Source organism: Paenibacillus sp. SZ31 (genome assembly GCF_012912005.1).
Classification (GTDB): domain Bacteria; phylum Bacillota; class Bacilli; order Paenibacillales; family Paenibacillaceae; genus Paenibacillus.
In genome coordinates this window covers 747,186-761,030 of record NZ_JABBEA010000001.1, presented here as the reverse complement: position 1 = coordinate 761,030, position 13,845 = coordinate 747,186, and the positions used below count along the sequence as shown (strand labels likewise).

Genomic DNA, 13,845 nt, shown 5'->3' with positions numbered 1-13,845 from the left:
GGTGATAGCCGTTGCAGTCCATTTATCTTATCCGTCACGCCAAGGCCACGGGGCAGGAACCCCATGCAGAGCTTACAGATGAAGGGCTCAGGCAGGCCGAAAAACTTGCCAATATCTTGGCTCATCATTCCATAACGTATATTGTCTCCAGTCCATGGAAAAGGGCCATTCAGACGGCTATGCCACTGGGCATAGCAACGCTGCAACATATACATACGGATGAACGTCTCCAGGAGAGGATACTTAGCTCCGTTAATCTGCCTAACTGGATGGATGTGCTGAAACGTACATACGATGATGTGGACTGGGTGGAAGAAGGTGGGGAATCATCCAGAACCGCCGCTGCAAGAGGGATGGCACTCCTAGAAGAGTTGTGGAGCAGACCGGAACAGCACGGGACCGTGGTTACTCATGGAAACCTGTTATCACTACTTATTCGTGAGTATGAACCATCCTTTGGTTATGGAGAGTGGACCAAACTGTCTAACCCGGATGTGTATGTGTTGGAGCGACAACGGCCAGATACAGGGCTACCCACCATTCGCAGAATTTGGACAGATTGAACAGCAAAAGAGTGCTCCAGCGATAGTATATCAGCCAGAACACTCTTTTCGTTTATCCATTGGGCGTATTTATAGTGCAGCAATAATGATCATAACCCATCCAGCCAAAAATGTGACTCCGCCAAGTGGGGTAATGGCTCCCAATTTGCGAACACCCGTTACACTTAAAGCGTACAGGCTACCCGAGAACAGGATGATCCCGGCGAACAACAGCCATCCGGCAAGCATGACGAGTGAAGAGGATTCGAGGCGGTCTGCGAGCAGTCCGATCAGGATGATTCCAAGTCCGTGGGCGATATGATACTGAACACCGGTTTCGTAGATTTTGATCATGTCAGCGGATAATTTACGCTTGAGCGCGTGTGCTCCAAAAGCACCCAAAGCGACAGCCAGAAACATCATAATACTGCCGAGGATAATCAGGGTTTGCAATGTGTTTTTCACTCCTTTTAAGGGTAATTAGATACAACATCAAGGTGTACTCGTACTGCATGAGTGTTGTTTAGAGTTTGCGCAATTGAATCTGCCCAATGGAGTGATCGGCTTCCTTTTTCAGAATCAGCCTGGCACGTCCTTTGGTTGGCAAAATGTTTTCATGCAGGTTTTTGGCATTGATATCCTGCCAGATCTGGTTGGCTGTACGCACGGTTTCTTCTTCATCAATATTGGCGAATCGTTGATGGAAAAAGGAATCCGTGTTCTGAAACGCTGTATTGCGTAGCAGCTTGAAACGCTCAACGTACCAATGTCTTATATGTTCTTCTTCCGCATCGATGTAGATGGAGAAATCAAAGAAATCACTGACCAGCAAAGGCGTTTCCTTTTTGATCTGGAGCACATTGATACCTTCAATAATGAGAATATCCGGTTGACAGATCTGCTTCTCTTCCCCTTGAATGACATCGTAGGCGAGGTGAGAATAGACCGGTGCTTTCACTTCGGGTTTGCCTGATTTCACATCGCCCATGAATTTAATCAGGGATTTGATATCATAGCTTTCCGGGAATCCCTTGCGGTTCATGATGCCCTTCTCTTGCAGCACGGCATTGGGATATAAGAAACCGTCGGTTGTGACCAGGTCAACCTTTGGGCTATTCTTGCCTCTGGCGAGCAGTGCCTGGAGCAAGCGGGCCGCTGTACTTTTGCCCACGGCAACACTTCCCCCGATTCCAATGATGTAGGGGGTGGGGAGAGCTTCTTTTTTCATAAAGGAGGCCGTCAGTCGATTCAGTTCTCGTGAAACTCTTGCATATAAGTCAATAAAGTGGGTAAGAGGCAGATATATATCTTCGACTTCTTGAATCGATACCTCTTCATTCAATCCCTTTAACTGTTCTAATTCGGCTTCCGTCAGTGGAAGAGTGGTCTGATGTTCTTTAAGTTCAGCCCATTCCTTGCGGTTAAACTCGATGTAAGGAGAGTATGAATTCATGAGATCCCGCTTTCTGTATGTAATATGATCGTGGACACAACCCTTAGTGTACCAAATTTCAGGAAACTGACAACACCTTTACATTGTGCATTCCATAATGCCTTTCGTCAAAATGGAGTGAAAAGCAACTTATAGGAAAGTTTAACCCAATTTATGTTAAAGTCAACGTATACCATGCGGAAGGGTGACAGCAAATGATCGTATATGAGAGAGAGCATGATTTTGTTTTGACCGCACAGCATGAGCATGGAGTAGTAGCCGGAGAGATGGCTTCCCACTGGAAAAATGAATTGCTTGCCGATGCTGCGCATCGGGATGATTTAATCCTGGCGTCGAGAGAACATGACCGTGGCTGGATCGAACTGGATTCATCTCCGTTCTGGAATGATTACAGTCAATCGCCGTATTCGTTTCGTGATTTTCCGCTACGTCCGCGTTTTGTATTCTACCATAAAGGCATTGAAGAAGTTCGGCAGAAAAACCTTTACGCCGGGTTACTGTGTAGCTTGATGTATACGGAGCTATTTCAGAAAAATCTGGGGGCCAATGCTCAGGATGATGAGGACATCCGAGATTATCTGAATGAAGAATTGGAACATCAGTTGAGTTGGGAGAACCAGCTTGGTGGTGATGCTGAAGCATTGAAACGAAGGCTGCAAAGCGATGTGGAAATCATGTTATTCTGTGATCAGCTCAGTCTGTTTCTCTGTATGGAGGAACCGGGAACACCTGCTGCGCGTTATGATTTTTTTGCAGAAGGCCTCAGTTGTACGTTTGATGCGTGTTCCAGACAACCGATTCAGGCAGAGTGGTTATCCAATGAGAAAGTAGGGCTGTCTTTTTTCCCGTTTGATGAGGACTTTACGGTTGTTTTGCCTTACAAATCGGTACCGAAGGCAAGTATCCGCAAATTTGGTATGCAGCAGGCTTATCGCCGGGCGGAGTGGAAGGAACGCCGGGTGTTGATTACGGAATTGAAGTGAGAACTCGAACATCCGAGCTTGAGGAATGCACAGCATAGAATATCACAAAACAGGCGGGCTTCTGATGTACAGGGCGTCCGCCTTTCGTATGCATATATATCATCATGGACTACACTTCGAGATCGATGAAAATACCAATGAATCAGCGTGGGAATAAAGAAGGAAAACACAGGTTATTCCCAGAAATGTTAGTGTACAGCAGAGAAGCGCATGTTAGCGGGAGGACGAATATGAATACCAGAATAGAGATATTAACGATGTGTATGGTATGGGACAAAATGAATGATCATGTGCTGCTAATGAATCGGCCGGATCGCAAAGGATTTCCGGGATATATCGCTCCTGGGGGGAAGGTGGATTTTCCAGAGAGTATCGTGGACGGTGCCGTGCGAGAGGTTTTGGAGGAGACGGGGCTAACGGTGAATGAGATTACGTATAAAGGACTTGATGAGTTCTGTGATCCCGAACAAGGATTGCGATACATGGTATTCAACTATTTGGCAACTTCATTTGAAGGCGAGTTATTGCAAGATCCTCCCGAAGGCGAACTGTTATGGGTGCCTGTGAAGCAGGTGTTCGAGTTACCTATGCAGGATTGGTTTGCTGAACGTATCCCGCGTTTTTTCCAGGCGGGTACCTTTGAGCGGAGTGTGATCTGGGAGAAGTCATCAGGACGTACCCTGCAAGAGACATTTATGGTGTATAGCGATTCGGTTCTTGAACATAGTGAAGTTAGATAAGCTGATAGAAAGGTTGGATACAGCATGTAAAATTTCCAGTACATGATGGATCATATTGTATCATCCCTATCTATATATTTATATCCAGATATTATGATATAATGAAGTTTACTTTTTTTATGGGAGATGACGAGTGACATTATCAAAATCAATCCGGAGCAGAAAGTGGTTAATAGATTGAGTGAACTAGTTTGTTGGAACGAAGAATAGTATATTTGTAGATTCGCCATACATAGGCTTCTGCAAACAGGACGTAAATGAATATTGTACGATGAAAAGGTGGAGATTGGCATGAAATTGTCGTTCCGGATTTTGGACTGGGAAGAAGAGAAACCGTATGAGCTCTTATTGATGGCTGATCCTTCAAAAGCGATTGTTGACGAATACCTGAGCCGGGGTGTTTGTTTTATTGCCGAGTATGAAGGAGAGATGGTTGGGGAGTTCGTATTGTTGAAGACTCGTCCGGAGACTGCGGAGATTGTTAATATTGCCGTACAGGAAGAACTGCAGGGACAAGGGGTAGGTAAACATATGATTAAGGAAGCGATGGAAGCTGCACGGAGACTGGGCTGCCGAATTCTCGAGATTGGGACAGGTAACTCAAGCTTTCATCAATTGAAGTTATACCAACGTTGCGGATTCCGCATTATCGGAGTTGATCGCGACTTCTTTGTGAGGCATTATGAGGAAGAGATTATAGAGGATGGCATCCGCTGTGTAGATATGATTCGTATGGCCATAGATCTGGATGCTGTTACAGAGGATGAGAAGAAATAGGAGATATTCGCTGGGAGTAAGGACCATCTTACAGACGAGGGGAAGAGATGTAAGTGCAACGGTATACGCATATTGGGGTATATGGCTTGGTCGCTTGGGAGCACCAATTCCTGTTGATTCATAAGGCTCGCGGAGCATATCAAGGGAAATGGGATTTACCAGGCGGAAGGCTGGAATTTGGTGAGCGGCCAGAAACCGCTCTTCATCGTGAGATTGAAGAAGAAACGGGCCTAACCCATTTACAATTGGTAAGTCGTTCTGCGGAGTCTAGTCTACTTGAATGGGTGCATCAAGGTGAGCCGGAAGAGCTGCACCACATCGGGATGTTGTATGATGTCGTTTTGACCGCAACCAGTCAGCCGAATCGTATCAAAAAGCAACCCGATGGTGAAGATTCATTGGGCGCAGAGTGGTTTACACTGGAGCAGGTAAGAAATCTTTCCCTAACGCCGTTTGCAGAGTATATGATTAGTCAAAGTAGAGCTTGATGCGCATCATCAACTATATTGTTGACTCCAACTTGCTGTATCCAAAGAAGCTGCTCGGATAGTTATGTCTGGGCCAGCTTTTTTCTGTTGGTCTCCTGAAGAAAAACCCAATTATTTGTTGAATGTGATGTCAATTGGTTAATGTTTAACTTGACGGTTTGTTTTTGAACATAATGGACCACAATTCAATTAAGGAGGTAAAATGGGAGAACCTATGCCTATTTTGATGTAATTAAGCGTTCGTTGTTCTGCTCAAATTGCTCGATTTATTCGATTCATCTAATTTATGCATCAATTGAACTAAAAATAGGAAATGCTCCTGAGCGTAAAAGTTTATAGAATAGATATTAGAACACGGACTTCACTTGAAAAAGAGGAGAAGGTGTAACCTTCGAACGGATAAGGACAGTATTCGACATCTGTGCGACGGTATATACAATCATTGTTTTACTATGATTTTGAAAACGCAGACAAACCTTGACGGGAGCGTCGGACTAACGTTACTACCACCAACAGCACGATTATTGGACTTCATGAAAAATTTCGCTTAAAATGTTGAACGAACGCAAATTACGGCTTAGTCAATGATTTCCGTCAAAAACTTATGACTAAATCAAGACGGAGGGAACGTCGATGACGATCGTGGAAGGCAACAAGAAGCCCTGGGAAAGTTATTATGGCCCCAATATGGGATACGTACAGGAACAATATGAATTATTCACTCAAGACCCTGGTTCGGTTACACCGGCCTATCGGGAACTATTTGAACAATGGGGTGCACCGCCGATGTCTGGCAGGGATGCACGTACAACCTCGAATTCCGGCAACGCCCAATTGGCTTCCGGAAACGTAGACATTCAATTATTACAGAAAGCGGTTACAGCGGGGAAGCTGGTGTGGAATATCCGTACCTATGGTCATCTTGCTGCAGATATAGATCCGCTTGGAATCAGTGAAGATACAGATACATCTTTGCTGGAGCCCCAGCATTTTGAATTAAACGAAGAAGATCTGAAAGCCTTACCTGCTTCTCTGATCTGGGAAGGTGCAGATGGGCAGACAGCAACCGGATGGGATGCAATCCAACGCTTACGCCAGATTTACACTGGACCCATGGCCTATGAATTCAGTCATGTGCACGAAGTTCAAGAGCGCGAATGGCTGAATCGCCGTGCGGAATCACGGACATCACCGGCTCCACTTACGGCGAAGGAACGTAAGACATTGCTGGAACGTTTGGTTGAAGTCGAGCAATTTGAAGATTACCTTCACAAAACATTTGTTGGGCAGAAACGTTTCTCCATTGAAGGTAACGACGTGCTTGTACCGATGCTGGATGAAGCTGTTCGCATCATGGCAGAAGCCGGATCAAGCCACATTCTGATGGGGATGGCCCACCGTGGACGGTTGAATGTACTGGCTCATGTCTTGGGCAAACCGTACAGCAAAATTTTCTCTGAATTTCATCATGCTCCGAACAAAGACCTGGTTCCATCGGAAGGTTCGACCGGAATCAACTATGGTTGGACGGGGGATGTCAAATATCACATGGGTGCCAACCGTTTTGTAAAAGACGGGGAAACCGTGCAGGCTCGCCTTACTCTGGCGAATAACCCGAGCCATCTGGAATACGTTAATCCGGTTGTACAAGGGTTTGCGCGTGCGGCTCAGGATGACCGTCGTGACCCTGGATATCCGAAGCAGGACGTAACGAAGGCAGCAACTATTTTAATGCATGGTGACGCAGCATTCCCTGGAGAGGGGATCGTTGCAGAGACGCTGAACTTCAAAGCTCTGCCAGGTTATCAGAATGGCGGAACCATTCATATTATCGTCAACAATCGTCTGGGCTTCACTACAGATAGCAGTGATTCCCGTTCAACGTACTACGCAAGTGACCTTGCCAAGGGGTACGAAATTCCGATTGTACACGTGAATGCGGACAATCCGGAAGCTTGTATTGCAGCCATTCGTATGGCGGCAGAGTATCGCAATCGTTTCAAAAAGGATTTCCTGATCGACTTGATCGGTTACCGTCGTTACGGCCATAATGAAACCGATGATCCCGAAACGACGCAGCCTACCGTCTATGACAAGGTGAAAAACCATCCAACGGTAAGCCACTTGTATCAGGATCACTTGAAGCAAGAATCGGTTATCGATGATGCGTCTATTGCGAGCATTCGTGATGGAGTAATGAACAAATTAAAAGAAGCTTATGACCAGATGAAGAAAAATGAAGTACATGAATATTACCAACGAAAAATCAGCGAGCCGGAAGCCGTTACGATTACGCCGACTGCGGTACCACTGGAGAATTTGCGCAGCATTAATGCCGATCTGCTGAAATGGCCTGAGAATTTCAATGTATATCCGAAGTTGCAGCGGATTTTGCAGCGTCGGAGTACTTCCCTGAATGAAGGGGAAAAAGTGGATTGGAGCCTTGCGGAGACACTCGCATTCGCAACCATTCTGGCAGATGGCAAGCCAATTCGGATTAGTGGACAGGATGCCGAGCGTGCTACATTCGCTCATCGGAATCTGGTACTGCATGATTCGGAGAATGGAGCAAAGTTCTGCCCATTGCATCACTTGCCACAGGCAAAAGCATCCTTTGCAATCTATAACAGTCCGTTATCAGAAGAATCCGTTGTTGGATTCGAATACGGATATAACGTATATTCACCAGATACACTGGTTATCTGGGAAGCCCAATTCGGTGACTTTGCCAACTGTGCACAGGTTATTTTTGACCAGTTTGTATCAGCGGGTCGCGCCAAGTGGTCCCAGAAATCCAGTCTGGTCATGTTGCTTCCACATGCGAATGAGGGTCAAGGACCTGAGCATACAAGTGCTCGTCTGGAACGCTTCCTGCAGCTTTGTGCAGAAGACAACATGACGGTTGCCAACTTGTCGAGTGCTTCCCAGTACTTCCACTTGTTGCGTCGTCAAGCTTCGTTGACTGAAACAGAAGATGCTCGTCCACTTGTGATGATGTCACCGAAAAGTCTCATTCGGAATCCGCGTGTTGCTTCACCGGCAGTTGAATTCAGCGAAGGCAAGTTTGAGCTTGTGCTGGAGCAAGCTGGACTGGGTACACAGCCGGATCGCGTGGAGCGCATTATTTTGTGCAGTGGCAAGATTGCCATTGACCTGGAAGATGCTTTTGAAAAAGATAAAGCGGATTGGTCATGGCTTCACATTATTCGCGTGGAACAGCTCTATCCGTTCCCGGCAGAAGAGATCAAACGTGTACTCGCACGTTTCAGCAATGTAAAAGAGCTGGTATGGGTGCAGGAAGAAAACAAAAACATGGGTGCCTGGACATACATGGAGCCTCGTCTTCGTGAAGTCGCCCCGGAAGGTACAACCGTTAGATACGAAGGTCGCCCGGAACATGCAAGTCCTTCCAGCGGTTATCAACTTGTGCATAGTATGGAACAGCAACAGATTATTACATCTGCGTTGAAGCAAACGACGAAGAATAATATTCCACTGGGGAGGTAACAGCTGTGAGTGAAATTAAAGTACCTGCAATGGGTGAGTCAATAACTGAGGGAACTGTATCCAGATGGATGGTCAAAGAAGGGGATACCGTTAATCAGGGTGACGTACTTCTTGAACTGGAAACGGATAAAGTAAATATCGAAATCAGCGCAGAAGAAAGTGGCGTGCTGGAGAAGATCATTCGTCAGGAAGGGGAGACTGTAGAGATCGGTGAAACGATCGGTACACTCTCGGCTGGATCTGGAGGAGGAAGCGGTGCACCCGCTTCCGAACCGGCAGCAGCTGAAGAGAAAAAGGCCGCTACTCCTGCACCTGAAGCTCCAACACCACCGGCACCTGTTGCTGCAGCACCAGAGTCATCCGAGAGTGGCAAGACAGCTTCACCATCTGCCCGTAAACTTGCACGTGAGCGTGGTATCGAGTTGGATCAGGTTCAGAGCAAAGATCCGATTGGACGGGTATACCAGGATGATGTGAAGAGCCACAGTAATCAGGCGCCTGCTCCTGCTGCTCCACCTGCAACTAAAGCTCCATCGGCACCAAGTGCTCCGGCAGCGGGAAGTTCAACCTATACCAAACCAGTGGAGCGTCAACGCATGTCTCGTCGCCGTGCTACCATTGCCAAACGTCTGGTAGAGGCTCAGCAGACAGCAGCCATGTTGACTACGTTTAATGAAGTAGATATGACTGCCATCATGGATGTACGTAAACGCCGTAAGGACAAGTTCAAAGAGAAGCATGAGATCAATCTGGGTTTCATGTCCTTCTTCACCAAAGCAGTTGTGGGAGCTTTGAAAAAATTCCCAACAATTAATGCAGAGATTGATGGCGAAGACGTTGTGCTCAAAAAGTATTATGATATCGGCATCGCCGTATCTGCGAAGGAAGGACTGGTTGTACCAGTTGTACGTGATGCTGATCGTCTGGGCTTTGCCGAGATCGAGAAGGGCATTGCGGATCTGGCATCCAAAGCTCGTTCCAACACGCTGGCGTTGTCTGATCTGCAAGGTGGAACGTTCACCATCACCAATGGTGGAACATTCGGTTCCCTGTTATCTACACCAATCCTGAATACACCTCAAGTAGGTATTCTAGGGATGCATAAGATTCAGCTTCGTCCAGTGGCAATTGATGCAGAGCGGATGGAGAATCGTCCGATGATGTACATCGCGTTGTCCTATGATCACCGGATTATCGACGGCAGTGAAGCTGTACGTTTCCTGGTGACCGTAAAAGAACTGCTTGAAGACCCGGAATCGCTGTTAATTGAAGGTTAATCCACAAGGTTTGATCATAGCTATTATTCATATTGTTTAACAAAGAAGCCCCTGAATGGAGCGCAGCGTGAGCTGTACATCCGATTCAGGGGCTTCTTGTTCTTGTGCTTGGTTATATGTTTTTCGACCATTTATACAGAGTCAGCCATCTCAGCAGGGCTCATTGCAACGTCATGTTCACTAGAGTCAGGTGTATTCCGCTCTAGCCAGCTCACAACGTGCTGGGCCACTTCTGTTCGGTTCGTCTCATGCAGCATTTCATGGCGTCCACCTGGATACAGGTGGTACTCAATATTCTCAAGATGAAACTTCTTATACTGAGAGACCAGATTAAGAACGCCTTTGCCATGAAGTCCAACAGGGTCCTTCTCACCGGAGAACAGATATACGGGTTTATGTTTCGGTATACGCTCCATATTGTGTGGAAGATGAACTTCAAGCAGCAATTTGAAGAAATCGCGGAAGAATCCTGCTGTACAGACCGCTCCGCACATGGGATCATCAATAAACCGTTGAACCTCTTGCGTGTCCCGGGACAACCAGTCAAACGGAGTTGTCGCAGGGCGGAAAGAGCGGTTAAATCCACCGAATACAATCGCATTAAGCAGCATGCTGGGATGAGTAGCCCCCTGAATGCCACACTGCAAGAAGGCCAGTTTCTCTCCAACCCGGAGAAGACCACGTCTGCCATTGGTCCCGGATAAAATAAAGGCATGGTACCGTTCATGACCAGCGTACATGAGATGCTGTACCAAGAACGAGCCCATACTGTGCCCCATTAGAAACAGAGGCACCCCAGGGTTTTCCTTGGCGGCTACTTCGCCCAGATTGATCATATCACTCGCCATCCAGCGGAAGGCATCGATACCAGCATTACCGAGCAAGCTGGCACTCTCCACGGTTTTGCCATGACCCCGATGGTCATTGGCATAGACCGCGTAACCGTGTCTGGTGAGAGTGTCAGCAAATTCGGCGTATCGGGCCGCAGTCTCACCCATACCATGTGCGATTTGCACGACGCCCTTAACGTTGCATTCCGGATCGGGAAGCCAGCGGTACACATGAATACGGGTACCTTCACTACCGACCAAGGCAAAGGTAGAATCCTGCATCTCGTGTAATTCCTCCTTCACAGGTTACATATAAGCTTGATTTATGGCAGATAAGAGCGAAGAACAGTGGTATTGCCATCTAATGTATAAGAACCCAGATTGGCTGGCAAGAGATAACATTGTCCGGCCTTCAATTCAATGTTGTCTGATTCAGCATGTGCCCACGAGAGTGTTCCTTCGCCTTCACAGACAACGAGAATCGTGAAGCTGTCAGGATTGGTGGAAAGTTCCCAACGTTCAGTCACAATGCCTTTTTCAACCACAAAATAAGGGCATTTCGCAAGCTTGAGCCATTCACCAGGCGTGGCGTTATTTGTTTTCATCGTTGAGGCACCTGCGCCCTCATAGGCGGTTACATTCAGCGAGTCTTCAACATGCAACTCACGTGGCTTGCCGTCCAGCCCTGGACGATTGTAATCGTAGATCCGATACGTCGTATCCGAGTTTTGCTGAATCTCAGCGACAACCACACCCGCACAGAGCGCATGTACTGTTCCAGCTGGGATAAAGAACGTATCGCCAGCTTCAACAGGAACTTGACGAAGGGTATCCATCACCGTACCGTTCTCCAATGCTTCTTTCAATGTTGCACGGTCCACGCCTTCATTCAAGCCATAGATGATGTGTGCGCCCGGTTTCGCGTCGAGTACATACCACATTTCTGTTTTGCCAAGCTCGCCAGGAGGAAGTGCCTCATAATCATCTGTCGGATGAACCTGAACGGACAGGTCATCGTTACAGTCGAGCAATTTAATCAAAAGGGGGAAACGTCCACCTTTTTCGGAAACGCCTTTGGTTCCTAGCCATTCGGTGCCTAGCTGCTCACGAACTTCATCTAGACCCTTGCCAGCAAGTGCTCCATTTAATACCTTGGTTGTACCGTTGGGATGATCTGCAATCATCCAGCCTTCTCCGATATGTCCTTCAGGGGGCGTAAGACCGAATTGCTCCAGCGCACGACCGCCCCACACACGTTCTTTGAATTCAGGTTGGAATTGTAATGGATATGGCGTAGACATCAGTAATCTCTCCTCTAGTATATGAAATGGTGGATCGCTTTAATCAGTCATGGGCATCTAGTCGCCATGAACAAACAAGTGAATACGTTTGCATATGTGTATGTAGAACACAGACCGCAGTAAGAGAAGGCCAGTAATGGCTCACCTTGCGATTGTGTCTAGTTTATTGTATTTGGTGAACAAAGGAAATTATTTTTTCTCGATTCCGATCAGAAAAGGAGAAGTTTCTCGCTGTAATTGGCGATACAGCACAACCTGTGCCTGTTCTACCGGCAGGGCAGAGGACCATTCCAATACGGCTGCTGCTTCCTGCGCCCCACCGTCATGGCCGGGGTAGAGCACAACTGTAATGATGCCTCGAGGACGTAATAAAGCGAGTGCGGCCTCTAACGCAGCAATTGTACTGTCTGTCTCGGTGATGATGGAGGAATCTGCACTTTCTGAAGGCAGGTACCCCAGATTGAACATGACCGCACCAACTTCACCAACCCATGACTCAGGCACCGCTTCTGCCATGCGATCATGGCTTAATTGAAGCATGGAGATGGAGCCAAGCTTGGCTTCGTCGTCTTGTTTTCGTATGCGGGCCTGTGCCAGCGTGAGGGCTTCACTTTGAATATCGAATCCGATCACTTGTCCACGTCTGCCTACTTGTTGTGCCAAAAATAATGTGTCTGCTCCTGTACCGACGGTTGCATCTATCGTCAGATCACCAGGCTGCAGACGGGAAGCGATCCATTGATGCGCACAGCTGAGAACCGAAAGAAAGCCCATCTATGCTCGCCTCCAATACTTCCCTTGCCATGTATCCCGCTCTCGCAGCTCACGATCAATGGAGTTCAACACTTCCCATTTGTTGAGGGACCACATCGGTCCAATCAGCAAATCACGCGGTGCGTCGCCTGTAAGACGGTGTACGATCATTTCCGGTGGTAGCATCTCCAACGTATCCACGATCAGCTTGATATACTCGTCTTGTTCCAGAAAACGTAGAAGTCCGGCTTCATATTGCTTCACCATCGGCGTTTTGCGCATCAGATGCAGCAGGTGAATCTTGATGCCCTGCACATCCATGTTGGCGACGGCACGTCCAGTATCCAGCATCATTTCATGCGTCTCTTGAGGCAGACCATATATGATATGTGTGCACACACGTATATTCCGTTTGCGCAGTTTCTCAACCGCTTCTTCGTAACACTTCGTGTCGTGCGCCCGATTGATCAATGTCGATGTGGAATCATGGATGGTTTGAAGCCCCATCTCAACCCACAGGTAGGTGCGCTCATTGAGTTCAGCCAAATAATCAACAACATCATCTGGCAAACAATCCGGGCGAGTGGCGATGGACAAACCAACAACACCGGGTTGCTCAAGAATTTCTTCAAAATATTCGCGCAGCTCCTCAACCGGAGCATACGTGTTCGTATAGGCTTGAAAGTAGCCAATATAATGGGCGGTAGGCCACTTGAGATGTTGTTTATCTCTTATCGTATTGAACTGGGTGACCAGATCTTCACGTCTGCTGCCAGCAAAATCGCCTGATCCACGCGCACTGCAGAAGGTGCAACCACCTTTGGCAATGGAACCGTCACGGTTGGGACAGGTGAATCCGGCATCCAGCATCACTTTGAAAACCTTATTGTTAAATTGATCTCGCATCTCATAATTCCAGGTATGGAATCGTTTATCTCCCCACAGGAGAGGGGACTGTAATGCAGGTGCATTCATCTTCAGGGTACTCCTTTGGCTGTCAAATTACCGTAATCATACGTGAACAAAAGAAGAAGCGCTATGCGATTTCCATCAATAACATTCGATAGCGATAATAGGTGTCTTCATGAACATTTATCATTGTATCAAAAAACTAAAAAAAAAGGGAATCGAAACGCAAAAATAGGCCGTAAAATCAAGGTTTTCTGCTTGCTATAGTTTACACCTTGTGTTATA

13 protein-coding genes are annotated in these 13,845 nt (G+C 47.2%); 7 read left to right on the top strand and 6 right to left on the bottom strand.

The features are described from left to right. Positions 1–11: 11 nt before the first annotated feature. On the top strand, positions 12–563 hold the full coding sequence (locus HF638_RS03445; RefSeq protein WP_169478890.1) for a histidine phosphatase family protein: 552 nt from the start codon (positions 12–14) through the stop codon (positions 561–563). 69 nt (positions 564–632) lie between these two features. Here HF638_RS03445 and HF638_RS03440 read toward each other — a convergent pair whose 3' ends face one another. Together HF638_RS03440 and coaA are read right to left on the bottom strand one after the other, a co-directional pair. Then, on the bottom strand, positions 633–995 hold the full coding sequence (locus HF638_RS03440; protein WP_169478889.1) for a DUF423 domain-containing protein: 363 nt from the start codon (positions 993–995) through the stop codon (positions 633–635). Between the two features lie 70 nt (positions 996–1,065). Further along, positions 1,066–1,995 carry a type I pantothenate kinase gene (gene coaA, locus HF638_RS03435; RefSeq protein ID WP_169478888.1) on the bottom strand — a complete coding sequence of 310 codons (930 nt, stop codon included), beginning with the start codon at positions 1,993–1,995 and terminating at the stop codon, positions 1,066–1,068. 194 nt (positions 1,996–2,189) lie between these two features. Between coaA and HF638_RS03430 the strand changes: the two genes are divergently transcribed. The 6 genes from HF638_RS03430 (at position 2,190) to odhB (ending at position 9,767) form a co-directional block, all read left to right on the top strand. Further along, entirely contained in the window at positions 2,190–2,978 is a 789-nt protein-coding gene (locus tag HF638_RS03430) for a DUF3891 family protein (RefSeq protein ID WP_169478887.1), read from the top strand. A 230-nt stretch (positions 2,979–3,208) separates the two neighbouring features. After that, on the top strand, positions 3,209–3,718 hold the full coding sequence (locus HF638_RS03425) for an 8-oxo-dGTP diphosphatase (RefSeq protein WP_169478886.1): 510 nt from the start codon (positions 3,209–3,211) through the stop codon (positions 3,716–3,718). A gap of 291 nt (positions 3,719–4,009) precedes the next feature. Next, positions 4,010–4,495, top strand: a complete 486-nt coding sequence (locus HF638_RS03420) for a GNAT family N-acetyltransferase (protein WP_062833408.1) — start codon at positions 4,010–4,012, stop codon at positions 4,493–4,495. 53 nt (positions 4,496–4,548) lie between these two features. Beyond that, on the top strand, positions 4,549–4,983 hold the full coding sequence (locus HF638_RS03415; protein WP_169478885.1) for an NUDIX domain-containing protein: 435 nt from the start codon (positions 4,549–4,551) through the stop codon (positions 4,981–4,983). Positions 4,984–5,616: 633 nt separating this feature from the next. Continuing rightward, positions 5,617–8,490, top strand: coding sequence for a 2-oxoglutarate dehydrogenase E1 component (locus tag HF638_RS03410; protein ID WP_169478884.1), 2,874 nt, complete (start codon positions 5,617–5,619; stop codon positions 8,488–8,490). Positions 8,491–8,495: 5 nt separating this feature from the next. Further along, a complete protein-coding gene (gene odhB, locus HF638_RS03405) occupies positions 8,496–9,767 on the top strand; it encodes a 2-oxoglutarate dehydrogenase complex dihydrolipoyllysine-residue succinyltransferase (RefSeq protein ID WP_169478883.1) in 1,272 nt (423 codons plus the stop codon). Between the two features lie 131 nt (positions 9,768–9,898). On the opposite strand, the gene HF638_RS03400 is transcribed toward odhB, so the two are convergent. The 4 genes from HF638_RS03400 to mnmL form a co-directional block, all read right to left on the bottom strand. Then, positions 9,899–10,879 (bottom strand): alpha/beta fold hydrolase, encoded by a 981-nt coding sequence (locus HF638_RS03400; RefSeq protein ID WP_169478882.1) that lies wholly within the window; start codon positions 10,877–10,879, stop codon positions 9,899–9,901. Between the two features lie 41 nt (positions 10,880–10,920). After that, positions 10,921–11,898: a type I phosphomannose isomerase catalytic subunit gene (locus HF638_RS03395; RefSeq protein ID WP_169478881.1), complete on the bottom strand. Its 978-nt coding sequence runs from the start codon at positions 11,896–11,898 to the stop codon at positions 10,921–10,923. 189 nt (positions 11,899–12,087) lie between these two features. Beyond that, the gene (mnmM, locus tag HF638_RS03390) at positions 12,088–12,672 is read right to left on the bottom strand and encodes a tRNA 5-(aminomethyl)-2-thiouridylate-methyltransferase MnmM (RefSeq protein WP_169478880.1); all 585 of its coding nucleotides are present in this window, start codon (positions 12,670–12,672) and stop codon (positions 12,088–12,090) included. Continuing rightward, positions 12,673–13,626: a tRNA modification radical SAM protein MnmL/YtqA gene (gene mnmL / locus HF638_RS03385; protein WP_169478879.1), complete on the bottom strand. Its 954-nt coding sequence runs from the start codon at positions 13,624–13,626 to the stop codon at positions 12,673–12,675. Between the last annotated feature and the right edge of the window lie 219 nt (positions 13,627–13,845).